This is a genomic window from Bradyrhizobium stylosanthis, from assembly GCF_001641335.1.
In the GTDB taxonomy this organism is placed as follows: domain Bacteria; phylum Pseudomonadota; class Alphaproteobacteria; order Rhizobiales; family Xanthobacteraceae; genus Bradyrhizobium; species Bradyrhizobium stylosanthis.
Map to the genome: position 1 here is coordinate 1,499,544 of NZ_LVEM01000001.1, position 24,574 is coordinate 1,524,117.

Here is a 24,574-nt window from a genome sequence, read left to right on the forward strand (position 1 = left end):
CGCAGCGCCGCAACAACCTATTCCGCCGGCACGGCGACCGGACGGGGTTCGGAGCGCCGCCGCAGGCGGTCGATCAGGAGGTAGATCACGGGCGTGGTGTAGAGGGTCAGGATCTGCGAGACGAACAGGCCGCCGATGATGGTGATGCCGAGCGGCCGGCGCAGCTCCGTGCCGGGGCCGGTTGCGATCACCAGCGGGATGCCGGCGAACAGCGCCGCCATCGTCGTCATCAGGATGGGCCGGAAGCGGGCCTGGCAGGCCTCGAAGATCGCCTCCGCGGAGGACAGGCCGCGCTGGCGCTCGGCGTCGAGCGCGAAGTCCACCATCATGATGCCGTTCTTCTTGACGATGCCGATCAGGAGGATGATGCCGACGAAGGCGATCACCGTCAGCGGCGTGTTGGTGATCTGCAAGGCCAGCAGCGCGCCGAGGCCGGCCGAAGGCAGCGTCGAGATGATCGTGAGGGGATGGGCAAGGCTCTCGTAGAGCACCCCCAGCACGATATACATCGCCACCAGCGCGCCGAGGATCAGCAGCGGCTGCCGGCCACTGGTCCTGGCGAAATCGCCGGCATTGCCGTCGAAGCTGCCGCGAATGCCCTCGGGCATGTGCAGCTCCTCCACCGCGCGCTGGATGTTCTGCGTGGCGGCCTGGAGCGGCACATCGGGCAGCAGGTTGAACGACACCGTGGTCGAGGGGAACGACTGCGAATGGTAGACCGCGAGCGCGGCGAGCCCGCGTGTCGCATGCACCACGGCCGACAGCGGCACCTGGACGTCATTGGCGCCGGCGACATAGATGCGCTCGAGGTTGGACGGGTCGACCTGGAATTTCGGGTCGATCTCCAGCACGGTCATGTACTGGTTGCGCTGGGTGTAGATGATCGAGATCTGCCGCTGCGAGAAGGCGTTGTTCAAGGCGTTGTCGATGTCCTGGACGTTGACGCCGAGCGCGGAGGCCTTCTTGCGGTCGATGGACAACGTCAGTTGCAGCCCGCCGGGATCGCGGTCACTGGAAATGTCGGTGATGCCCTCGACGCTCTCCATGCGCTTGGCGACGATCGGCGCCCACTTCTGGAGCAGGCCGAGGTCGGTGCTGGTCAGGGTGTATTGGTAGTCGGAATCGCTTTGCCGTCCGCCGGCGCGGACGTCCTGTGCGGCGAACATGAAGAGGCGGATGCCCGGCACGGGATATAGCGCGCGCCGCAGGCGATCGATCACCACCTGCGTCGAGACGTGGTCGCGCTCTTCCGGCGGCTTCAGGCTGATGAACATGGTGCCGCGGTTCGAGGTCGCGGCCCCCGGCCCCCCGCCTCCGCTGCCGACGGTCGAACCGATGCCGGCCACCGCCGGATCCTGCATCACGATGTCGGCGAGGCGCTGCTGCAGGCCCAGCATCGACTGGAACGAGATGTCGGCTGAAGCGCGCGTCGCGCCGATGACGAAGCCGGAATCGTCGGTCGGGAAATAGCCCTTGGGGACCTTGATGTAGAGCGTCACCGTGAGGCCGATCGTGGCGAAGAACACCAGCAATGTCAGCATCGGGTATTCCAGCACGGTCCTCAAGGTCCGGGCGTAGAAGGCGACGATGCGCGTCAGCGAACCCTCGATGATGCGGTCGAACAGCGTCGCGGTGCCGGAAGTGGTCTGGCGGATGTAATGCGCGCAGATCATCGGCGTGACCGTCAGCGACACCAGCGTCGAGACCAGGATCGCGAAGGTCAGCGTCAGCGAGAATTCGCGCAGGAGGCGGCCGACGATGCCGTCCATGAAGATCAGCGGCGTGAACGCCGCGATCAGCGACAGGCTGATCGAGACCACGGTGAAGCCGATCTGCTTCGCGCCCTCCTGTGCCGCCTGGAACGGCCGCATGCCGTGCTCGAGATTGCGGTACATGTTCTCGATCATGACGATGGCGTCGTCGACCACGAAGCCGACCGAGATGGCGAGCGCCATCAGCGACAGATTGTCGATCGAGAAGCCGGCGACCCACATGCCGGCGCAGGTGCCGGCCAGCGCCAGCGGCACCGAGATGCCGGCCGCGATCGTCGGCGTCAGCCGCCGCAGGAACACGAACACCACGACCATCACCAGAAATGCGGTCGCCAGCAGCGTCCATTGCATGTCGAGCACGCTGGCGCGGATCGTGCCGGTGCGGTCGACCAGGGTGGAGATGTCGACGCCGGCCGGAATCCACTGCTTCAGCTCGGGGATCAGCGCCTTGACCCGGTCCACGGTGTCGATGACGTTGGCGTCGCCCTGCTTGGTGATCTGGATCAGCACCGCCGGCTGCTTGTTGAACCAGGCGATGGAGCGGGCGTTGCGGACGGAATCCTCGATGTCGGCGACGTCGGAGAGCCGGACGAAATTGCCGTTCGAGCTCTTGATGACGATATCGCGGAACTCCTTCGCCGTGCGCATCTGCTTGTTCAGCGACAGCGTCTCGCTCTGGCGCTCGCCGTTGAAGATGCCGACGGGGCCGAGCGGATTGGCGTTGACGATGGCGGTCCGGACGTCGTCGGTGGCGATGCCGGCATTCGACAGCGCGACCGGATTGAGCTGTACCCGCACCGCCGGCTGGTCGGCGCCCGACACGGTGACGTCGCCGACGCCCGGCACCTGCGAGATGCGCTGCGCCAGCACGGTATCGGCGACGTCGTAGATCGCGCTCGCCGACAGCGTCTTCGAGGTCAGTGCCAGAACGAACACGGGCGCGCCGGCCGTGTTCGCCTTCCTGAACTTCGGCAGGGTCGGCAGGTCGCTCGGCAAATCGACCAGCGACGCGTTGATCGCCGCCTGCACGTCGCGCGCGGCCTTGTCGATGTTGCGGCCGATGTCGAACTGGAGCTGGATGTTGGTGGTGCCGAGCGAGCTCGTGGACGTGATCTGGTTGATGCCGGCGATCTCGCCCAGGCGCCGCTCCAGCGGCGAGGCCACTGTCGCCGCCATCACGGAGGGGTCGGCGCCCGGCCGGCTGGCCGAGACGAAGATCGCGGGAAAGTCGACGTTCGGGACCGAGGCGACGGGCAGGAACTCGTAGGCGACGACGCCCAGCAGGAACAACCCGATCGACAGCAGCGTGGTCGCCACGGGCCTCCGAATGAAGGGCTCCGAGATCGATACCATCACTGCATCCCCTCGGTCGCACCCGCGACCGGCGGGCCGCCGGATTCCGCCGGCGGCAGCGCCTGCTCGAGGCGGCGGTTGATGCGGTCGAGCGCGAGATAGATCACGGGCGTGGTGTAGAGCGTCAGCAGTTGGCTCAGCAGCAGGCCGCCGATGATGGAGATGCCGAGCGGAAAGCGCAGCTCGGCGCCGGTGCCGCTCTCGATCGCCAGCGGCAGCGCGCCGAACAGCGCCGCCAGCGTCGTCATCATGATCGGGCGGAAGCGCAGCAGGCAGGCCTGCACGATGGCTTCGTTGGGCGACATCCCCTGCCCGCGCTCGGCTTCCAGCGCGAAGTCGATCATCATGATCGCGTTCTTCTTGACGATGCCCATCAGGAGGATGATGCCGATCAGGCCGATCACCGAGAGGTCCTGCCCGCACAGCACCAGCGCCAGGATCGCGCCGACGCCGGCCGAGGGCAGCGTCGACAGAATCGTGATCGGGTGGATGTAGCTCTCGTAGAGCACGCCAAGCACGATGTAGATCGTGATCACGGCGGCGAGCAGCAGCCAGGGCTGTCCGGCGAGCGCCTTGGCGAATTCGGCGGCATCGCCGGCATAGACGCCGACGATGCTGTTGGGCATTTCGATCCGGGTCTCGATCGCCTTGACGGCTTCGACGGCATCGCCGAGGGCCGCGCCCGGCGCGAGGTTGAAGCTGAGCGACACCGACGGGAATTGCGCCTGATGCGAGATCGCGAGCGGCGCCGTGGTGCGCTTCAGCGTCGCCACCGCGTCGAGCGGCATCTGGGCGTTCGGCGCGCCGACGGTGGTGCTGGCGGCGCCTGGTAAATAGAGTTTTGACAGGATTGAGGGATCGCGCTGGTACATCGGCAGCGCCTCCAGCACCACGCGGTACTGATTGGCCTGGCCGTAGATGGTCGATATCTGCCGCTGCGCGAATGCGTCGTTCAGCGTGTCCGTGATGGCCTGCAGGCTGACACCGAGCTGGCCGGCGCGGGTGCGGTCGACGTCGAGCTGGGCCCGCAGGCCGCCCTCCTGCGCCTCCGAGGAGACGTCCCGGAACAACGGATCGCGCCGCATCTCCGCGACCAGCTTGCGCGCCCATTCGGACACCAGCGCGGCATCGGTGCCGGTCAGCGTGTACTGGTATTGCGAGCGGCTCGACTGGGTCGATATCTGCACGTCCTGGACCGGCTGGAAATAGACTGTCATGCCGGGAATGCCCGCCACGCGCTGCTTCAGCCGGGTCACGACCACGCTGACATCGTCGCGCCGTTCGCCGCGCGGCTTGAGCGTCATGACGAGGCGTCCGACATTGGTGGTCGGATTGACCGAGCCTGCGCCGATCACGGAGACCACGCCGACCACGTCAGGGTCGGCCTTGATGGCGTCGGCGGCCTCGGCCTGCCGTTTCTGCATCTCCGCAAACGAGACGTCAGGCCCCGCCTCCGTCACCGCCGTGATCGAGGCGGTGTCCTGCAGCGGCAGGAAGCCCTTTGGCGCGACGACGTAGAGAACCAGCGTCGCAATCAGCGTCGCAAAGGTCACGACCAGCGTGAGGCGCTGGTGCTGCAGAACCACCAGCAGCGTACGATGATAGAACTCCACGGTGCGATCGATGAAGCGGCTGATCGCGGCAAGGCCCGGCACCGCCAGCTCCTCGTGGGCATGCCGCAGCAGCCGCGAGCACATCATCGGCGTCAGCGTCAGCGAGACCACGGCCGAGGTCACGACCGCGATCGTCAGCGTCAGCGCGAATTCGCGGAACATGCGCCCGACCAGGCCCGACATGAACAGCAGCGGGATGAACACGGCGATCAGCGACACCGTCAGCGAGATCACGGTGAAGCCGATTTCGCTGGCACCCTTCAGCGAGGCCTGCATCGGACCGTCGCCGTTCTCCATGTGGCGGACGATGTTCTCGATCATGACGATGGCGTCGTCGACGACGAAGCCGGTGCCGATCGTGAGCGCCATCAGCGACAGATTGTCGAGGCTGAAGCCGGCGAAATACATGATGCCGAAGCTGGTGATCAGCGACAGCGGCAGCGCGACGCCCGCGATCAGCGTGGCCCGCAGCGAGCGCAGGAACAGCAGCACCACCAGCGTCACCAGCACGACGCTGAGGATCAGCGTGAACTGCACGTCGCGCACCGAGGCGCGGATGGTGACGGTGCGATCGGAGACGATGGTGAGGTTCACGCCGGCCGGAATGGCGCGCTGGACCTTCGGGATCTCGGCGCGGATCTGGCTGACGACGTCGATGACGTTGGCGCCGGGCTGGCGCTGGATGTCGATGATGACGGCGGGCGAGCCCTGGTACCAGCCGCCGGTGCGGTCGTTCTCGAGCCCGTCGACGATCTGCGCGACGTCGCCGATCGTGACCGGCGAGCCGTTGCGGTAGGCGATGATGACGGGCTTGTAGGCCTCGGCGGCGGCGATCTGGTCGTTGGCGGCGATGATGTAGGATTGCTGGGCGCCATCGAGCGAGCCCTTCGGCCCCGACACGTTGGCATTGGCGATCGCGGTGCGCAGATCCTCCATGGCGATGCCATAGGCGGCAAGCCGCGCCAGGTCTGCCTGGATGCGCACGGCCGGCTTCAGCCCGCCCAACACGGAGACGCGGCCGACGCCGGAGATCTGGCTCAAGCGCTGCGCCAGCAGTGTATCGGCGATGTCGCTCATCGCCCGGAGCGAAATCGTGTCCGAGCGGAGCGCCAGCGTCATGACAGGCGCGTCGGCCGGGTTCACCTTGGCGTAAGTCGGCGGGTAAGGCAGCGTCTTGGGCAGCACGCCAGCGGCCGCGTTGATGGCGGCCTGCACGTCCTGCGTCGCGCCGTCGATGTCGCGGTTGAGGTCGAACTGCAGCGAGATCTGGCTGACGCCGTACGAGCTCGTCGAGTTCATCGCAGACAACGACGGGATCTGGCCGAGCTGCCGCTCCAGCGGCGCGGTGATCAGCGAGGCGATCACGTCGGGGCTGGCGCCCGGCAGTTGCGTCGTCACCTGCACGGTCGGGAAATCGACCTGCGGCAGCGCCGAGACCGGCAGCGAGAAATAGCCGAGCAGCCCGCCGATCAGCAGCGCGATGCCGAGCAGCGAGGTCGCGATGGGCCGGCGGATGAAGGGTTCGGAGACACCCATGGGATCTGCCTGCCGCCTAGGCGGCTGTTGTCGGGATCATGGCTGCTTGGCTCCAGATCCCGATGCGCCAGGCCCAGGTACAGGCCCCGGAGCCGGACCGGTCTGCCCCTTCTGGTCGCCCTCAGTGCTGCTGCGCTTGGCGCGATGCTCGCCGTCCTTGCCCTGCCACTCTTTCTGGCCGTCCTTCTGGCCTTCCTTGGCACCGTCCTTCTTCTGGCCGTCCGGCCCGCGCGATCGCTTGCGCGGGGCGAGATCGGCCGACGGCGTCTGGTCGTCGCGGCCGACGACCACCTTGGAGCCATCTGACAGATTGGCAAAGCCCGTGGTGACGACCTTGTCGTTCGGCGACAGGCCGCTCGCGATCACGGCGTCATGCTCGTTCTGCTGCGTCACCGTCACGGGCTTGGCCGAGACCACATTGTCCTCGCCGATGACATAGCTGAAGGTCCCGATCGGGCCGCGCTGCACCGCCGAGGTCGGCACCACCAGCGCCTGCGCCAGGGTCTCGACCTTGAGGCGCACATTGACGAACTGGCCGGGCCAGAGCTGGTAATTGGCGTTGGGGAATTCCGCCTTGAGCCTCAGCGTGCCGGTGGTCTGGTCGACCTGGTTGTCGATGCCGGTCAATTTGCCGGTGTCGATCACGGTGACGCCGTCATTGCCGAACACGTCGACCGCGAGCGCGCCCTTTGCCGCCGCGGCGTTGACCCGCATGATCTGCTGCTGCGGCAGGCTGAACCACACCGCGATCGGCTGCAATTGCGTGATCACCACGAGGCCCGTGGTGTCGGAGGCGTGGATGATGTTGCCCTGGTCGACCTGGCGCAGGCCGGCGCGTCCCGACAGCGGCGCCACGATCTTGGTGTAGCTCAGCGTTGCCGCCGCATTGTCAATCGCGGCCTGGTCGGCCTTGACCAGCGCCTCGGTCTGCGCGACCAGCGCGCGCTGGGTGTCGGCCTGCTGCTTGGAGCCGGCATTGGAGGCAGCTAACTGCTCGTAGCGTGTCAGGTCGATGCGCTGGTTGGCGAGCTGGGCCTGGTCCTGCGCCTTCTTGGCGACCGCCTGGTCGTAGGTCGCCTGATAGAGCGCGGGATCGATCTCGCCGAGCACGTCGCCCTTCTTGACATCCTGGCCTTCGGTGAAATTCACGGCGATCAGCTTGCCGTCGACCTGCGAGCGCACGGTCACGGTGTTGAGCGCGCGGATTGCGCCGACGCCGTCCAGATAAACAGGCACGTCCTGGATACGCGGGGTCGCCGCCAGCACCGGCACCGGCAGATCGGGCCGCTGGTTGCCGTTCTTCGCCTGCTGCTGATGCGTAACGGTCCAGCCGACATAGAAGAGGCCGCCGAGGATCGCGAGCGTGATCAGGGTCATGACGAAGCCGCGGTCGCGCGACTTTTTCGCAGTCCCCTCTTTCGCGCCTTCCTTCGTATCCGGCTTAAAGAGCATTGACCGGTTTCTCCATTCGCGGCTCCCAGCCGCCGCCGAGCGCCTGATACAGGCTGACGATGGCCAGTAGCCGTGCGAGTTGCGCCTGCGACAGCGCGTCTTCCGCCGTGAACAGCGTCAGCTGGGTGTTGAGCACGGTGACGATATCGGCGGTGCCGGCGCGCAATTGCTGCTCCGACAGATCGAAGGCGCGGCGCGAGGCAGCGACGACGTCGCGCTGCAATTGTAGCTTGATCGTGGTCTGTCTGATCGAGAACAGCGCATTGTCCACGTCGGTGAAGGCCTGGATGATGGTCTTGCGATAGGTCTGCAGCAACTCGTCCTGCCGCGCCTTCGCATTCTCGAAATTACCGAGGATCCTGCCGCCGTCGAAGATCGGCTGCGTCGCGCTGCCGACCAGTTGGAAGAACGCCGCATGCGGCTGGAACAGCGATACCAGCGCCGAGCTCTGGTACCCGCCATTGCCGGTGAGCTGGATGGTCGGAAAGAACTGCGCGCGGGCGTTGCCGATATTGGCGGTGGCGGAGGCGAGCTGCGCCTCCTGGCGGCGGATGTCCGGCCGCTGCGTCAGCAGCTCCGACGGCAGCCCCGGCGTCACGCGCGGGATCGCAACGGCGTTCAGCGAGCCGCCGGCGATGCGCACGCTTTCCGGCGGGCGAGACACCAGCACGGCGAGCGCATTCCTGTTCTGGTCGAGCGTCTGGCGCAGTGGCGGCACCAGCGCCTTCTGGTTGGCAAGCACGCTCTCCTGCTGGGCGACGTCGAGATCGGTGCCGGTTCCGGCCTTGCGGCGCTCCCTGACCGCATCGAGGATACGCTGCGCGCTCGCGATGTTGCGCTGGGAGGTCCTGATGCGATCCTGCGAGGCCAGTACCTGGAAATAGGCGTTGGCAACGCCGGCCAGCGTCGTCAGCGCAACGGTGTCGCGATCGAAGCGGTTGGCGTTTGCCGTTTCCTCCGCCGTCTGCAGCGCGTCGCGGTTCTGGCCCCAGAAGTCGAGCTGATAGCTCGCGCTCAGCGAAGCCGAATAGTTGACGACCTCGCGTCCGCCGATGGACAGGCCCGATGCGCTCGAGCCCGAGGTGCGCGAATAGGTTTCAGATCCGCTCCCCGACAGGCTCGGCAGCAGCGCAGCTCCTGCCTGCCGCGCCAGGGCATCGGCCTGGACGATACGGGAGACCGCAGCGGCGATGTCGAGGTTGACGGTCTGCGCCTCCTCCATCAGCTGCGTCAGCTCGGCGGTGCGGAAGCCGCGCCACCAGTCCAGCGGCGGCGGCGCATCGCCCTTGCCGGCATATTTGTAAGTCGTGGGAACGTCGAGGGCGGGATCCGGGAGATCCTGCGTCAGCACGCAAGCGCCTGAACTTGCCGCAAGGCACACCACCGCAAGCCAGCGCGCCGTGCGACGCGTCCGGGACGCAGACCCCAAAGACCGCCGCATGGCGATCGCCGGAACACGCTGTGTCACATCCACCCCCCGCCGGGCAGATCGAGCCGCCACCGCAGAGCCGGATTAACCGATTCGCAGGCAGACAGTCGGGGGGCTTTCGGCAACTCGTGCACAGGTGATGCTTTCTGCGGAACCTTGAGCTTCATACTAGCCGGGCGCGGAACAGCGGGACAGTCCCGCAGGTGCGAACTGACGGGCGCTTTGCTTTCCAAGCGAGACCTTGCAAATCCAAAATACGCCTGTCTCGCAATGGTTTCTCGACTTTCGATGCCGTCGCAAACCGCGCTCAAGCTTACCAAGATTTCATGTGATATTGGGGCCACACCTGCAGAGAAGCCGTCGATCCCCCTGCACTGCCCGGCAACGAGCTGCATGCGGCGGCAGCGCCATAGCGACGCGCGGGCGCATTACGCTGGAAGCGGACCTCGAGTGCTTGAGCGCGATACCCGGCTGCCGCAGGTGAGGACCATTTTCTTCCACGCTGCGACGTCGGCGGGACATATCATTCCACTGATGTCGAGCACGGCAGCCCACATTGCCCGCGCTGATCTTTGCTGCGGAATATGGTTGCTCCTCCCGCCATTTCCACCGCCTTCGCCGCAGCGCAAAAGCCTTCCCCTTTGGGCTCCCAGGCACTAGGTTCTGCCCAGCCAGATCAACCCTTTGCCAGTGATTTCCCCCGACATGACCTTTCGAACCAACGTTGTCGAAGCCATCGGCAACACCCCGCTGATCAAGCTCAAGCGCGCCTCCGAATTGACCGGCTGCACCATCCTCGGCAAGGCCGAGTTCATGAATCCCGGCCAGTCGGTGAAGGATCGCGCCGGCAAATGGATGATCCTGGAGGCTGAGAAGCGGGGCGAACTCAAGCCCGGCGGTCTCGTGGTGGAAGCGACCGCCGGCAACACTGGCATTGGCCTTGCCGTCGTCGCCAGTGCCCGCGGCTATCGCACGCTGATCGTGATCCCGGAGACGCAGAGCCAGGAGAAGAAGGACTTTCTCAAGCTGTGCGGCGCTGAGCTGATCGAGGTGCCGGCCCTGCCCTACGCTAACCCGAACAACTACCAGCATGTCGGCCGCCGCCTCGCCGACGAGTTGCGCAAGACCGAGCCGAACGGGGTGCTGTTCGCCGACCAGTGGAACAACCTCGACAACGCCAAGGCGCACTATGACTCGACCGGGCCCGAGATCTGGGAGCAGACCGGCGGCAAGGTCGACGGTTTCGTCTGCTCGGTCGGCAGCGGCGGCACACTCGCCGGCACCAGCCGCTTTCTGAAGGAAAAGAACAAGGACATCCGGATTGCCTGCGCCGATCCGGCCGGCGCCGGCATGTATGAATATTTCAGGACGGGGACCGCCAAGGCCACCCCCGGCGACTCCATTACGGAAGGCATCGGGCTCGGCCGCTCGACCGCGATCGTCGAGAGCGCGAAGGTCGATGACGCCTATCTCATTCCCGATGCCGAAGCGGTGACGATGATCTACGAGCTGCTCCAGCACGAAGGCCTGTGCCTCGGCGGCTCCACCGGCATCAACATCGTGGGCGCGATGCGCCTCGCAAAACAGATCGGGCCCGGCAAGACGATCGTCACCGTGCTGTGCGATTCCGGCAGCCGCTACCAGTCCAAGCTGTTCAACGCGGACTTCATGCGCGCCAAGAACCTTCCGGTGCCGGAATGGCTGGAGAAGCGCAGCAACATCAAGCCGCCCTTCGTCTAAAGCGCGAAGCCGATCAGCTCCAGGTCGGACGCTGCGCTCCCTGCGACACGCGCGCCAGGCGCTCATTCGTCAGTGATGGCGCGGCAGCCTGCGTGTGCGACTGGAGGGGGTTGGCATAAGAGCCTTCGCTGCCGGCGCTCGGCCAGAACGTGAGCACCAGGATCAGCACGAGATTGACCAGCGCGCCGACGGCCGTGCCCTGGTGCTCCCCACCGATGGCCCAGGCCGGAAACCGGCCAGCGACGACATGATCGACGACCATGAGCGCGATCCAGGCCGGCACCACGCAGACCGGGTCCCAGCCGATGTCGCGGATGCGCATCGATTGCAGCATGAAGGTCGCAAATCCAAACAGCACCATCGCGGCAATGACCGCCCGGTTCTTCAGCAGATCTTCCGGCCGGATCAGGGCGGGCGAAGTATCGTGAAAGACAGCCATCGCGATCGCGAAGCAGATCGCCGTCATCACGACCGCAAGCGCTATCGTCCCGAGGAAGAAATGCAACCGCCCGAGACGCGCATTGAGGCCGAACAGGAAACCGAGCATTGGCGCACCTATTTGGCGCCATATGCACAGAAAGAGCTTTCGGAGCCGTGAAGCGGCGCGGCCGCGCAACGGCGCATGGTTTCCCGAAAGCTAATTTGGGCGTTCGCCCCGGGGATCGGTTGGGTCAGGCGCCCTCGCCTTGCCCGGCAGCGGCGGCGCTATAGTCGCGCCAGAACTGGCGATAGCCTGCCTCGAGCTCACGCGTGTAGATCTCGACATTGCCGGCGGGCGACGCTGCGATCCGGGCCGGTAGATCCGCGCGCAACTTCGCCAGAAGCTCGGGCTGCGAGGCAAACCTGCGGGCGATCTCGATATAGCCCTCGTCATCCTCGGCGACCCAATCGCCGAGCCCGACGGAGGTCACGATGGAGGCGCCGGCGCGCGAGGAGGCACCGTTGCCGAGCTTGGCCACGACGGGAACGCCCTTGTAGAGCGACTCCCAGGTGCTGATGCCGCCGTTCTGCGGGAACGTATCGAGGGAAATATCGACCTTGCCGAAGGCCAGCAGATGGTCGCCGCGCGAGGTGGTGCCGAGGCAAGTGATGTCCTCCTCGGCAATGCCTTGCGCCACAAAGCGTGCGATCACGCCGTCGCGCACCAATGCATCGTCAAGCAGGGTATGTTTGAGGATGATCTTCGATCCCGGCAGCTCCCGCATCAGGCGTGACCAGACGCCGATTGCCTGATCCGAGATCTTGTTGACGCGGTTGAACACGCCGAACGTCACATGGCCGTTGCGGAGCATGGGAAGCTCCGAAGGCGACACATGCAGGATCGGATCGATCGTGTTCAGGCACGGCAGGTCAAAGACCTTTTCGGCCAACAGATGCCGTGCCGATTGCGGAATGAAGACAGGGTCCGCGAGTACATAGTCCATGGTCTGAAGGCCCGTGCCTGTGGCGTGCCCGAAACCGGTGGCCTGGATCGGGGCCGGCTTCCGCGCGAAAACGGGAAGCCTGTTGCCGGTCGTATGCCCTGATACGTCGATCAGGATATCGACCTTGTCGGCCTCGATGCGATCGGCCAGCTCGTCGTCCGAAAGCTGCCAGGCATCGACCCAGACGTCTGCCAACGACTTGAATTTGGCGGTGAGCTCGTCTCGTGACGGCGAGCACGAATAACAGTTGATCTTGAAGCTCGCGCGATCATGATGGCGCAGGACCGGCAGCAAGGTGAGCCCTGCCGAGTGTTGCCGGAATTCGGCGGCGACATAGCCGACCACAATCTGCCTGTCCGGATCAAGCGATCGCTCTTGCAGCTTCCGCCGCGGTATCTTGGAGCCGATCGAGTCCCACCAATCTCGCCGTACCGCCTGCTGGATCGCGAAATCGGCCTCGGCGCGGAAGTCCTGAAGGAAGATCTTTCCCGTGATCGCATCCCCATAGTCCGGCCGGATCGCCAGCGCGCGATCGAGATATTCGATTGCGGCGTCCATTTCTCCCTGGTTCGAATGAGCAAAGCCCATCATCGCCAGCCCCACCTCCGAGCGCGGATTTCGCTCGATCAAGGCAGCGGCAGCGGCCATCGCCTGCGCGGTCTTTCCCATCGTGAGGCAGACCTGTGCCTTGCCCCGGAGCGCCAGCTCGAGCCCGGGCGAAATCGCAAGCGCCGCCTCGAAATCCGCAAGCGCCGGCTCCAGGCGTTGCAACTCGTAACTGAGCCGCCCACGCTGCGCCAGTATCTTCGCCGAACCGGGCCTGATCGCGAGCGCCGCTGCGAGCGCGGCTTCCGCCTCATCGAAATGCTTGAGCTCGATGCTGACCACGCCTTTGCCGGCGAGCGCCTCGGCGTGGCGCGGTTGAAACAACAGCGCGCGCTCCAAGCTTTGCCTGGAGCGCTCAAACTGGCCCAGCGCCAACTCGGCCAGGCCACGATTGCAGAGCGCATCGGCATGGTCGGGCTTCAGGGCGATGGCGCGATCGTACATCTCGATAGCCTGCTCGCGCAGCTTCATCTGAAGCAAGGTATTGCCGAGACCGACCAGGGCCGGCACAAAGTTCGGCTTCAGCGCGATCGCCCTCTCCTGACAGGCGCGGGCCGCTTCGAATTTCTGAAGGACGAAGCACACGGTCGCGAGATTGTTATGAGCCTCGTGTGAACGCGGATCGATCGCGATCGCGCGCTCGAGCAACTGTTGAGCTTCGTCGAGGCGCCCGCTTTGTTGCACGCACAGTCCGAGAAAATGCAAGGCGTCGAAATGATCCGGAATCGCCTGCAGGATCTGCCGGCAGAGCGCATCGGTCTCCGCATACCTGCCCTGGCCATAGGCGCTCGACGCAGCAGAGATGATGGCGTCCGCCTGCTTCTTCAATTTCTTCTGCAATCGCGCATTCTGGAATGCGCGCGCGCCGGCGCTGCTCAAATTGTCTCTCCGGAGGCCGCGGCACAATAGTCGCGCCAGAACTTGCGATAGCCAGCCTCGAGCTCACGCGTGTAGATCTCGACATTGCCGGCGGGCGACGCTGCGATCTGAGCCGGCAGATCCGCGCGCAACTTCGCCAGAAGCTCCGGCTGCGAGGCGAATTTGCGGGCGATCTCGATATAGCCCTCGTCATCCTCGGCGACCCAATCACCGAGCCCGACGGAGGCCACGATGGAGGCCCCGGCGCGCGAGGAGGCGCCGTTGCCGAGCTTGGCCACGACGGGAACGCCCTTGTAGAGCGACTCCCAGGTGCTGATGCCGCCGTTTTGCGGGAACGTGTCGAGGGAAATATCGATTTGCCCGAAAGCCAGCAGGTGGTCGTCGCGCGAGGTGGTGCCGAGGCAGGTGATATCCTCCTCGGCAATACCCTGCGCCACGAAGCGCGCGACGAGGCTGTCGCGCAGCAGGGGATCATCGAGCAAACCATGCTTGAGGATGATCTTCGATCCCGGCAGCTCCCGCATCAGGCGTGACCAGACCCCGATTGCCTGATCCGAAATCTTGTAGATACGGTTGAACACGCCGAAGGTGACATAGCCGTTGCGGAGCATCGGCAGCTCGGTCGGCTGCAGATTCGTGACCGGCTCCATCGTGATCAGGCACGGCAGATCGTGGATCTTCTCAGGAAACAGATGCCGGACTGATGGCGGAATGAAAACGGGATCCGCGAGCACATAGTCCATTGTCTGCATGCCGGTGCCCGTTGCGTGGCCGAAGCCGGTGGCCTGGATCGGCGCCGGTTTCATCGCAAAGACCTGCAGCCTGTTGCCGGTCGTGTGGCCCGACACGTCGATCAGGATGTCGACATCGTCAGCCTGAATGCGATCGGCGAGTTCCTCGTCCGAAAGACCCCAGGCGTCGACCCAGACGTCGGCCATCTCCTTGAACCGGGCCGTGTACTCGTCCGAGCCCGGCCATGAGTAATAGCAGATGATCTTGAAGTTGGCGTGGTCGTGATTGCGCAGCACCGGCAGCAGGGTGAGGCCCGCCGAGTGCTGGCGGAATTCGGCCGCGACATAGCCGACCACGATCTGCTTGTCCGGATCGAGCGGCCGCTTCGCCAGCGTCCGCCGCGGCAACTTGGAGCCGATCAGATCCCACCAGTCTCGTCGTACCGCCTGCTGGACCACGAAATCGGCCTCGGCGCGGTAGTCCTGCAGGAAGATTTTGCCCCTGATCGCATCGCCATAGTCCGGGCGGACCGCCAGCGCGCGATCGAGGTACTCGATCGCGGTGTCCATATCGCCCTGGTTCGAATAGGAGAAGCCCATCAGGGCCAGGCCCATCTCGGAGCGCGGATTCTGCTCGATCAAGGCCGTTGCCGCCGCCATCGCCTGCGCGGTCTTTCCCATCACGAGGCAGGTCTGCGCCTTGCCCCGGAGCGCGAGCTCGAGCTTGGGCGAGATCGCAAGCGCCGCCTCGAAATCCGCGAGCGCGGGCTCCAGCTGCTGCAGCTCGTAACTGAGCCGCCCGCGCTGGGCCAGAATCCTCGGCGCGCCGGGCTTGATGGTCAGCGCCATGGCAAACTTGGCCGCCGCTTCCTCGTAGTGCCGGAGCTCCGAGCAGACCATGCCGCTACCGACAATCGCCTCGGCGTGACGCGGCTGAAACAGCAGGGCGCGCTCGAAACTTTCCTTGGCGCGCAGGATCTGGCCAAGCACGATTTCGACCATGCCGCGGTTGCAGAGCGCGTCGGCATAGTCCGGCTTGATCTTGATGGCGCGGTCGTGCAGCTCGATCGCCTTTTCGTACTGGCCGAGATGCATCAGCGTGTTGCCGAGGTTGGTCAGCGCCACCGCGAAATTCGGTTTCAGCGCGATGGCCTTCTCCTGGCACCGCCGCGCCTCCTCGAGATTGCCGAGGTCGAAATGCACGGTCGCGAGGTTGTTGTGGGCATCGTGCAGGCGCGGGTCCAGCGCGATCACGCGCTCGAGCAGCTCTTGCGCCTCCTCCAGGCGCCGGCCGTCATGCGCGCACATCCCGAGCAGGTGAATGGCATCGATATGCTCGGGGAGCACCTTCAGGATCTCGCGGCAGAGCGCCTCGGTCTCGGCATATCGTCCCTGGCCATAGGCGCCGGCCGCAGCGGAGAGGATCGTCTCCGCCTGCTTCATCAATTTCTTCTGCAATCGCGCGTTCTGGAATGCGCGTGCGCCGGCGCCGCTGTTCTGCAAGGTTGCTCTCCGGAGGGTGGCCCGAGACGAGTCTAACTGATTCGTCAGCCCGGCCAGCCGGCCGGCTGGACCGGCCGTGCCCCCGGAATTTCCCGGTGTTCGCGTCCGCTGATCCGGCGTAGCCGATGGCTACGCCACCTCGCCGCTTGCCGAAGCCGAGGCACAATAGTCGCGCCAGAACTGGCGATACCCCGCCTCGATCCTGCGCGTGTAGCTCTCGACGTTGCCGGCCGGCGAATTGGCGATCTGGGCCGGCAGCTCCGCGCGCAGCTTGGCCAGATGCTCGGGCTGGGCGGCATATCTGCACGCGATCGCGGCATAGCCCTCGTCGTCCTCGGCGACCCAGTCGCCAAGACCGACGGCCGCCACGATCGACCCGCCGGCCCGCGCTGAGGAACCGTTGCCGAGCTTGGCCACAACCGGCACGCCCGCATAAAGGGATTCCCAGGTGCTGATGCCGCCATTCTGCGGGAAGGTATCGAGCGAGATGTCGACATTGGCAAAGGCCCGCAAATGCTCGTTGCGCGGGGTCGTGCCCATGCAGATGACGTGCTCCTCGGCAATGCCCTGGGCGACGAACCGGGCGACCAGCCGGTCGCGCAGCAGCGGGTCGTCAAGCAGCCCGTTCTTGATGATGATCTTCGATCCCGTCAGCTGGCGCATCACCTTCGACCATACCCGGATCGCCTCGTCCGAGATCTTGAAGATGCGGTTGAAGACGCCGAAGGTCACATAGCCGTTGCGGAGCATGGGCAGCTCCGAAGGCGGCACGTCCAGGATGGGATCGATCGTGATCAGACACGGCAGGTCATGGACCTTTTCGGCCAGCAGATGGCGCGCCGAGTGCGGAATGAAAGTCGGATCCGCGAGCACGTAGTCCATGGTCTGCAGGCCGGTTCCGGTGGCATGCCCGAAGCCCGTGACCTGGATGGGGGCCGGCTTGCGCGCGAACATATGGAGGCGGCTTCCGGTCGTATGCCCGGAGACGTCGATCAGGACGTCGATGCCGTCGGCCTGGATGCGATCAGCCAGCTCGTCGTCCGAGAACTGCGCGGCCTCGACCCAGACGTCGGCGCAGGCCTTGAACTTCTCGGTCATCTCGTCCTGCAGCGGCCAGCAGGAATAGCAGACGATCTTGAAGTCGGCGCGATCGTGATGGCGCAGCACCGGCAGCAGCGAGTACGCCGCCGAGTGCTGCCTGAATTCGGAAGCGACATAGCCGACCACGATCTGCCTGTCCGGATCGAGATTGCGCGGCGCCAGCGTCCGTTGTGGAAGCTTCGCGCCGATCTGGTCCCACCAATATTTTCGGGCCGCCTGCTGGACCACGAAATCGGCCTCCGGCAGGTAATCCAGCACGAAGATCTTGTATCCGATCGCCTCGGGGAAATCCGGCGCGATCGCCAGCGCGGCGTCGAGATGCACGAGCGCGGTCGCGATGTCGCCCTGGTTCGCATAGCAGGCGGCCAGCAGCGCCATGCCAGCCTCGGACTGCGGATTGACCTCGAGCAGGGTCTTGACGCCCGCCATCGCCCCCGCCGTGTTCCGTACCATGATGTCGACTTGCGCCCGCCAGCACAGCGCGAGCTCGTTCCGCGGCGATTGCGCCAGCGCGGCGTCGAAATCCTCCGCAGCCTTCTGCAGCCGGGACAGGGTCAGATAGAGCCGTCCGCGCTGCACCAGAATGCGCGGCGAGCCCGGCTTGAGCGCCAGAGCGAGATCGAGGGCGGCTTCCGCCTGCTCGAAATGCCGGAGCTCGAGGCACACCATGCCCTTGCCGGCGATCGCTTCTGCGTGACGCGGCTGAAGCGACAGGGCGCGATCGAAGTTCTGACCGGCGCGCTCGAATTCTCCGATCATCAGTTCCGCCATGCCGCGGTTGCAGAATGCATCGGCATAATCCGGCTTCAGCCTGAGGGCGCGCTCGTGCAGCGCGATTGCCTCCCTGGCAAGGCCCATGTGAAGCATCGTGTTGCCGAGATTGGTAAGGCTGGTCGCGCAATTCGGCTTCAGCGCAATGGCCTTTTCCTGGCACGCGCGGGCGTCCTTGTACTTCTCGAGCGCGAAATACACGGCCCCGAGATTGCCGTGCGCATCGGGCGAACGCGGATCGAGCATGGTCGCGCGCTCGAGCAGGAATTGCGCGTCCTCGAAGTGCCCGCCGTCGAATGCCCGCAGGCCGAGCACGTGCGTGGCGTGGAAATGATCCGGAACCTCTTTCAGGATCTCGCGGCAGAGGATCTCGGCCTCGGCAAGATTACCCTGCCCGATCGCCTCAATCGCGATCGACATGACGGCGTCCGCCTGCTTCCTCAGCTTCTTCTCCAGGCGCGCAGCCTGGTATGCGCGTGCGCCGACACTGCTCAAGGTCTCTCTCCGGAATCTGGTCCGAAGAAGAGACAAGTGATTCGGATGGTGCGAAGCTGGTGGCGCAGTCCCGCAGCGCCGCCAGGCGGCAGGCGGTTACCGCAGGATCTGGCTCAGGAACAACTTGGTGCGGGCATGCTGCGGGCTGGCGAAGAACTCGTTCGGGGTGTTGGCCTCGATGATCTGGCCGGCGTCCATGAACACGACGCGGTTGGCGACCTCGCGGGCAAAACCCATTTCGTGGGTGACGACCAGCATGGTCATGCCCTCTTCGGCGAGGTCGACCATGGTGTCGAGCACCTCCTTGACCATCTCGGGGTCGAGCGCCGAGGTCGGCTCGTCGAACAGCATCACCTTCGGGTTCATGGTCAGCGCGCGGGCGATCGCGACGCGCTGCTGCTGGCCGCCGGACATTTGGCCCGGGAACTTGTTGGCCTGGTGCGGGATCTTGACCCGCTCCAGGAATTTCATCGCGGTCGCCTCGGCATCCCGCTTGGGGATGTTGCGCACCCAGATCGGGGCCAGCGTGCAGTTGTCGAGCACCGTGAGGTGCGGGAACAGATTAAAGCTCTGGAACACCATGCCGACCTCGCGGCGCACGGCGTCGATGTGCTTGAGGTTCGGCCCGAGCTCGATGCCGTCGACGACGATCTCGCCCTCCTGGAACTCCTCCAGCGCGTTGATACAGCGGATCAGCGTCGACTTGCCGGAGCCCGAGGGGCCGCAGATCACGATGCGCTCGCCCTTGCGGACCTCGAGGTCGATGTCGCGCAGGACGTGGAAGTCGCCGTACCATTTGTTCAGGCCGGTAATCTTGACGATGGGGTCGGACATGATGGCCTCGATCAGTTGCGACGGTGGGCGTTGAGGCGGTGCTCGACGAACAGCGAGTAGCGCGACATTCCAAAGCAGAACAGGAAATAGATGATACCCGCAAAGGCAAAGCCGGTGAACAGCGTCGACGGCGCCGACCATTTCGGATCGGCGAACGAGGCCCGCAGCGATCCCAGCAGATCGAACAGCGCCACGATCGAGACCAGCGAGGTGTCCTTGAACAGCGAGATGAAGCTGTTGACGAGGTTCGGGATGACGTGGCGCAGCGCCTGCGGCAGCACGATCAGCGAGGTCGTCTTCCACCAGGACAATCCGAGGGCTGCAGCGGCCTCGCCCTGCCCGCGCGGGATCGCGGCGAGCCCGCCGCGGACGTTCTCGGCCTGGTAGGCGCCGGTGAACAGCGCGATGCCGATCAGGGCGCGGACGAGGCCGTCGACCGTGAAATTGCCCGGCAGGAACAGGGGCAGCATGTAGGTGGCGAAGAACAGCACGGTGATCAGCGGCACGCCGCGCCAGAACTCGATGAAGGCGATCGAGAATATCCGGATCAGGGGGATGCTGGAGCGGCGGCCGAGCGCGAGCGCAATGCCGATCGGCAGCGAGGTGACGATGCCGGCCACGGAGACCACCAGCGTCACCAGAAGCCCGCCCCAGAGCCGCGTCTGCACGACGGACAGCCCGCCGTGGTCGAGCCCCATCAGCTTGATCACGATCGCGATGGCGGCGAACGTGGCGAGGCTCCACGCCAGCGGACGCCATCCCGCGCGTACCCCGCCGCCCAACGCGAAAGCGATCAGGGACACGACGGCGGTCGTGATGGCGAAATCCGTCCAGACCGACTGGCCCGAGGCCTCGAGCTGGTCGCGCAGCCAGGTCAGCGGAAAGATCAGCCAGTAGATCGCCTTGCCGACCAGAACGATGAGACTGCCGAGCACCCAAAGCAGCGGCGCGATCGCCGAGGTCTTGCTGAGATTGAGCAGGACCTGCCCGGCGCCGATGATGCTGTCGTCGAACAATTGCAGCAGCCCGGCGGTCCAACTCAGGCCGAAGCCCGAGATGCCGCCGCCATGCAGCAGGAAGAATGCGACGACGGGAAAGGCGAAGAAGAACAGGCTGGCGTTGATCGCCTTCGCCGGCAGGCGCGGCACCAGCATCGGCACCAGCAGGACCGCGGCGAGCGCGAATGTGAGGTTGACGCGCCAGCGCTCGGCCTCGGGATAGAAGCCATAGATCAGTTGCGGCAGCTTGGCCTGGATGTACGGCCAGCAGGCACCGTTCTCGGTCAGGCACGCCGTGCGGTCCGTGCCGGTCCAGACCGCGTCCACGAACAGGAACTTGACGCTGGGAACGATGGTGAACCAGAGCAACAGGGCACTGACGATAGTGATCAGGATGTTGGTCGGCGAATTGAGCAGGCGCGTGCGCACGAGGCCGATGAAGCCCGTGGTCTTCACCGGCGCGGGACGCTCGGTGAGCAGATCCTGGCGGACATAGGCGGATGCGGTGATATCGCTCATGCGCCCAGGCTCCGGCTGACGCGCCAACCGTAGACGCTCATGATCGCGCTGGTGAGCAGCGAGATCAAGAGATAGACGCCCATCGTCATCGCGATGATCTCGATCGCCTGCCCGGTCTGGCTCAGCGACGTGCCGGCCCATACCGACACGAGGTCAGGATAGCCGATCGCGACGGCCAGCGACGAATTCTTGGTGAGATTGAGATATTGGTTGGTCAGCGGCGGCACGATGACGCGCATCGCCTGCGGCACCACGATCAAGCGCAGCGTGGCGCCTCGGCTGAGGCCGAGCGAAGACCCCGCCTCCATCTGGCCCTTGTGCACCGACAGGATGCCGGCGCGCACGATCTCGGCGATGAAGGCGGCGGTGTAGGTCGACAGCGCCAGCGTCAGCGCCACGAACTCCGGAATGATGCGCGAGCCGCCCGCGAAATTGAACCCCTTGAGCTGCGGCAGTTCGAGTGTGAACGGCAAGCCGAACACCAGCATGGTGGCGAGCGGCAGGCCGAACAGCAGGCCCAGCACATAGGGCCAGATGCGGATCACCTGCCCGCGCTGGAACAGCGCGCGCCGCGCATGGATCCGCAGCGCCAGCGAGGCCACGATACCGAGCGCCAGCACCGCGAGGAACGGCATCAGGCCGCTGCCGCCGATCGGCGCGGGGATGACGAGGCCGCGATTGCTGATGAAGGCGATTCCGAGCAGCGAAATGCTCTGCCGCGGATTGGGCAGCGCCGCCAGCACCGCGAGGTACCAGAACAGGATCTGGAACAGCAGCGGCAGGTTGCGGATGATCTCGACATAGATCTCGCCGACCCGCGACAGCAGCCAGTTCGGCGACAGCCGGCACAGCGCGACGACGAAACCGAGCACGGTGGCGAAGAAGATCCCCACCACCGACACCACGAGCGTGTTGAGGAGCCCGACCACGAACACGCGCAGGAACGTGTCCGAGCCGGTGTAGGGGATCAGGGTCTGGTTGACGTCGAAGCCGGCATTGTTCCGCAGGAAGCCGAAGCCGGCGGCGATGTGCTGGTTCTCGAGGTTGGCGCGGGCATTGGAGACGATTTCATAGCCGATCCAGCCCAGGATCGCCGCGAAGGCAAACTGGACGGCAACGCCGTTCCAGCCGGCCTTGCCGCCCAGAATGCGCCTGATCTTCAGCGCGATCTGGGCCGGCGGTTTTCGAGCCTCGGTGCTCATCGCCGCGAGCTGCTGATCAGGAGCGATCAGCGGATCGGGGGCGCGTACTGGAGACCGCCCTTGTTCCAGAGATTGTTGAGACCGCGGTTGATGGCGAGCGGCGAGCCGGCGCCGACATTGCGGTCAAACACCTCGCCGTAATTGCCGACCGCCTTCACGATCCGCACCACCCAGTCCTTGGTCAGGCCGAGCTGTTCGCCGAAATTGCCGTCGGTGCCGAGCACGCGCTTCAGCTCCGGGCTTTCAAGCTTGGCCTTCTCGTCGACGTTCTTCGAGGTGATGCCGAGCTCTTCGGCGGTGACCATCGCAAACAGCGTCCATTTCACGATGTCGAACCACTGGTCGTCGCCGTGGCGCACCATCGGGCCGAGCGGCTCCTTCGAGATGATCTCGGGGAGCACCATGTGGTCGTTGGGATTGGCGAGCTTGAGGCGGTTGGCGTAGAGGCCGGACTGGTCGGTGGTGAAGACGTCGCAGCGGCCGGCCTCATAGGCCTTGACGGTCTCGTCGTTGGTGCCGAACGCGATCACCTCGTACTTCATGTTGTTGGCCTTGAAGTAGTCGGCGAGGTTCTGCTCCGTGGTCGTGCCGGTCTGCACGCAGACCGAGGCGCTGTTCAGTTCCAACGCCGAATTCACCTTGAGCGACTTCTTCACCATGAAGCCCTGCCCGTCGTAATAGGTCACGCCGGTGAAATTGGCGCCGAGCGAGGTGTCGCGCGAGATGGTCCACGTGGTGTTGCGCGACAGCACGTCGATTTCGCCGGACTGCAGTGCGGTGAAGCGGTCCTTGGCCGAGGTCGGCACGTACTTGACCTTGGACGGGTCGTTGAAGATGGCGGCCGCGATGGCACGGCAGACGTCGACGTCGAGGCCGGTCCAGTTGCCCTTGTCGTCGGGCGAGGAGAAACCCGGCAGGCCCTGGCTGACGCCGCAGGAGAGCGTGCCCCGATCCTTGATCGTCTTGAGCGTTTGCGCATCGGCAGCCTGGGCGGACAGGCCGGCGGCGAGAGCGAGGGTAAGAGCCAAGGTTACGCGTTTCATGGGCTAAAGGCCTTTCAAGGTCGTCTCAAGGTCAGGAATGTTGTCTTTGGGATCGTCTCTGCCGGGGGGTAGCCTTGCAAGAGTCATGCTGGGAAGCCTTGCCGAACACCCGCCGATATCGGGAGGCCATACCTTAATCCACGCCGGTCGCGCCCGCATCTTTGGCTGTGGCGCAAGGTCCGGTCAAACGATGGATCGAAGGTCGCGCAGGCCCCTCAACATGCAGCGACTGAATAGCACCTGCGCATCACAGAACGACTGGCGAGCCGGGTCAAGGGGTTGACGGGAGTCTTCTGTGTTCTGTTATTAACGCGAGCGGCCTTTCGGCCGGCCTGCCAGGCGCAAGGCGCCCCGGCGGAAACGCGGTTTTGAAAGCAGACGCATGGATTCCTCTCACCCCTCCCAGCAGCAGGCCGAGACCCGGCTGGTCACCTCCGGCCGCGACACCAAGGCGCAGAAGGGGTTCGTCAATCCGCCGGTGTTCCACGGCTCGACCGTGCTGTATCCGACCGCCGAGGACCTCCATGCCCATCGCGGCGAGTTCACCTATGGCCGGCACGGCACCCCCACGACCAGGGCGTTCCAGGACACGCTGATGGCCCTGGAGGGGCCGCAATGCGCCGGCGTCGGCATCGTGCCGTCGGGGCTGTCGGCGATCTCGACCACCCTGCTCTCGGTGCTCAAGGCCGGCGACCATATCCTGGTCGCCGACAACATCTACCGGCCGTCGCGCAATTTCTGCAACGGCATGCTGACCCGCTTTGGCGTCGAGACCACCTATTTCGATCCGCTGATCGGCGCCGGCATCGAAAAGCTCTTCAAGCCCAACACCCGTGCGGTGCTGGTGGAGGCGCCCGGCTCGCAATCCTTCGAGATGCCCGACATCCGCGCCATCGCCGAGGTCGCGCATGCGAAGGGCGCGCTCGTCATCGACGACAACACCTGGGCGACGCCGCTCTATCACCGCTCGCTCGAGCAGGGTGTCGACATCAGCATGCAGGCCGCCACCAAGTATATCGGCGGCCACTCCGACATCATGTTCGGCACCATCTCGGCCAACGCCAAGGCCTGGCCGCAGATCGCCGAGGGCATCCGCCTGCTCGGTGTCTGCGCCGGCCCCGACGACGTCTTCCTGGCGCTGCGCGGCCTGCGCACGCTGTCGGTTCGGCTCGCACAGCACCATCGCTCCGGGTTCGACATGGCGCGCTGGCTGGCGGGGCGTCCCGAGGTCGCGCGTGTGCTGCATCCGGGATTGGAGACAGATCCCGGCCACGCGATCTGGAAGCGCGACTTCACCGGCGCCTCGGGCCTGTTCAGCATCGTCCTGAAGCCGGCGCCGCAGCAGGCGGTCGACACCATGCTCAACACGCTCAAGCTGTTCGGCATGGGATTCTCCTGGGGCGGCTTCGAGAGCCTCGCGATTCCCTTCGACTGCAACGACTATCGCACCGCGACCAAATGGGCGCCGGGCGGCCCGACGCTGCGACTCCATATCGGCCTCGAGAGCGTCGACGATCTCAAGGCGGATCTCGATCGCGGCTTCGCTGCTCTCAAGACGGCGATGTGAGCTCGA

14 protein-coding genes are annotated in these 24,574 nt (G+C 65.3%); 2 read left to right on the forward strand and 12 right to left on the reverse strand.

What is annotated here, in order from left to right:
* Positions 1-17: 17 nt before the first annotated feature.
* The 4 genes from A7X65_RS07315 to A7X65_RS07330 are packed head-to-tail and all read right to left on the reverse strand — an operon-like array spanning position 18 to position 9,200.
* Complete coding sequence (locus tag A7X65_RS07315; RefSeq protein WP_063683584.1) at positions 18-3,125, reverse strand: efflux RND transporter permease subunit; 3,108 nt, start codon at positions 3,123-3,125, stop codon at positions 18-20.
* Complete coding sequence (locus A7X65_RS07320) at positions 3,125-6,274, reverse strand: efflux RND transporter permease subunit (protein ID WP_063683585.1); 3,150 nt, start codon at positions 6,272-6,274, stop codon at positions 3,125-3,127. The genes A7X65_RS07315 and A7X65_RS07320 overlap by 1 nt, the downstream gene beginning before the upstream one ends.
* Positions 6,275-6,310: 36 nt before the next feature.
* Positions 6,311-7,726 carry an efflux RND transporter periplasmic adaptor subunit gene (locus A7X65_RS07325; RefSeq protein ID WP_063683586.1) on the reverse strand — a complete coding sequence of 472 codons (1,416 nt, stop codon included), beginning with the start codon at positions 7,724-7,726 and terminating at the stop codon, positions 6,311-6,313.
* Positions 7,716-9,200, reverse strand: a complete 1,485-nt coding sequence (locus A7X65_RS07330; RefSeq protein ID WP_156527684.1) for an efflux transporter outer membrane subunit — start codon at positions 9,198-9,200, stop codon at positions 7,716-7,718. Before A7X65_RS07330 ends, A7X65_RS07325 begins: the two co-directional genes overlap by 11 nt.
* A gap of 660 nt (positions 9,201-9,860) precedes the next feature.
* Here A7X65_RS07330 and A7X65_RS07335 point away from each other — a divergent pair.
* The gene (locus A7X65_RS07335) at positions 9,861-10,895 is read left to right on the forward strand and encodes a cysteine synthase A (protein ID WP_063683588.1); all 1,035 of its coding nucleotides are present in this window, start codon (positions 9,861-9,863) and stop codon (positions 10,893-10,895) included.
* Between the two features lie 13 nt (positions 10,896-10,908).
* Here the strand turns inward: A7X65_RS07335 and A7X65_RS07340 are convergent, their stop codons facing one another.
* The 8 genes from A7X65_RS07340 to A7X65_RS07375 all read right to left on the reverse strand — a co-directional run bounded on the left by A7X65_RS07340 (position 10,909) and on the right by A7X65_RS07375 (position 23,001).
* Positions 10,909-11,442 (reverse strand): DUF805 domain-containing protein, encoded by a 534-nt coding sequence (locus A7X65_RS07340; RefSeq protein WP_063683589.1) that lies wholly within the window; start codon positions 11,440-11,442, stop codon positions 10,909-10,911.
* Between the two features lie 124 nt (positions 11,443-11,566).
* The gene (locus A7X65_RS07345; RefSeq protein WP_063683590.1) at positions 11,567-13,804 is read right to left on the reverse strand and encodes an O-linked N-acetylglucosamine transferase family protein; all 2,238 of its coding nucleotides are present in this window, start codon (positions 13,802-13,804) and stop codon (positions 11,567-11,569) included.
* The gene (locus A7X65_RS07350) at positions 13,801-16,038 is read right to left on the reverse strand and encodes a tetratricopeptide repeat protein (protein WP_063683591.1); all 2,238 of its coding nucleotides are present in this window, start codon (positions 16,036-16,038) and stop codon (positions 13,801-13,803) included. The genes A7X65_RS07345 and A7X65_RS07350 overlap by 4 nt, the downstream gene beginning before the upstream one ends.
* A gap of 129 nt (positions 16,039-16,167) precedes the next feature.
* Entirely contained in the window at positions 16,168-18,405 is a 2,238-nt protein-coding gene (locus tag A7X65_RS07355; protein WP_488230409.1) for an O-linked N-acetylglucosamine transferase, SPINDLY family protein, read from the reverse strand.
* Between the two features lie 96 nt (positions 18,406-18,501).
* Positions 18,502-19,239 (reverse strand): amino acid ABC transporter ATP-binding protein, encoded by a 738-nt coding sequence (locus A7X65_RS07360; RefSeq protein ID WP_063683592.1) that lies wholly within the window; start codon positions 19,237-19,239, stop codon positions 18,502-18,504.
* Positions 19,240-19,250: 11 nt separating this feature from the next.
* A complete protein-coding gene (locus A7X65_RS07365) occupies positions 19,251-20,756 on the reverse strand; it encodes an amino acid ABC transporter permease (protein WP_063684855.1) in 1,506 nt (501 codons plus the stop codon).
* Positions 20,753-21,958, reverse strand: a complete 1,206-nt coding sequence (locus tag A7X65_RS07370; protein WP_063683593.1) for an amino acid ABC transporter permease — start codon at positions 21,956-21,958, stop codon at positions 20,753-20,755. The genes A7X65_RS07365 and A7X65_RS07370 overlap by 4 nt, the downstream gene beginning before the upstream one ends.
* A 26-nt stretch (positions 21,959-21,984) precedes the next feature.
* Positions 21,985-23,001 (reverse strand): amino acid ABC transporter substrate-binding protein, encoded by a 1,017-nt coding sequence (locus A7X65_RS07375; RefSeq protein WP_063683594.1) that lies wholly within the window; start codon positions 22,999-23,001, stop codon positions 21,985-21,987.
* Between the two features lie 382 nt (positions 23,002-23,383).
* Here A7X65_RS07375 and metC point away from each other — a divergent pair, with 382 nt between their 5' ends.
* On the forward strand, positions 23,384-24,568 hold the full coding sequence (gene metC / locus A7X65_RS07380; RefSeq protein WP_063683595.1) for a cystathionine beta-lyase: 1,185 nt from the start codon (positions 23,384-23,386) through the stop codon (positions 24,566-24,568).
* Positions 24,569-24,574 lie beyond the last annotated feature (6 nt).

Excerpts from the sequence above, each read along its gene's own strand:
- A7X65_RS07315 (WP_063683584.1), bottom strand. The coding sequence starts at position 3,125 with ATGGTATCGATCTCGGAGCCCTTCATTCGGAGGCCCGTGGCGACCACG.
- A7X65_RS07320 (WP_063683585.1), bottom strand. The coding sequence starts at position 6,274 with ATGGGTGTCTCCGAACCCTTCATCCGCCGGCCCATCGCGACCTCGCTG.
- A7X65_RS07325 (WP_063683586.1), bottom strand. The coding sequence starts at position 7,726 with ATGCTCTTTAAGCCGGATACGAAGGAAGGCGCGAAAGAGGGGACTGCG.
- A7X65_RS07335 (WP_063683588.1), top strand. The coding sequence starts at position 9,861 with ATGACCTTTCGAACCAACGTTGTCGAAGCCATCGGCAACACCCCGCTG.
- A7X65_RS07340 (WP_063683589.1), bottom strand. The coding sequence starts at position 11,442 with ATGCTCGGTTTCCTGTTCGGCCTCAATGCGCGTCTCGGGCGGTTGCAT.
- A7X65_RS07360 (WP_063683592.1), bottom strand. The coding sequence starts at position 19,239 with ATGTCCGACCCCATCGTCAAGATTACCGGCCTGAACAAATGGTACGGC.
- A7X65_RS07365 (WP_063684855.1), bottom strand. The coding sequence starts at position 20,756 with ATGAGCGATATCACCGCATCCGCCTATGTCCGCCAGGATCTGCTCACC.
- A7X65_RS07370 (WP_063683593.1), bottom strand. The coding sequence starts at position 21,958 with ATGAGCACCGAGGCTCGAAAACCGCCGGCCCAGATCGCGCTGAAGATC.
- A7X65_RS07375 (WP_063683594.1), bottom strand. The coding sequence starts at position 23,001 with ATGAAACGCGTAACCTTGGCTCTTACCCTCGCTCTCGCCGCCGGCCTG.
- metC (WP_063683595.1), top strand. The coding sequence starts at position 23,384 with ATGGATTCCTCTCACCCCTCCCAGCAGCAGGCCGAGACCCGGCTGGTC.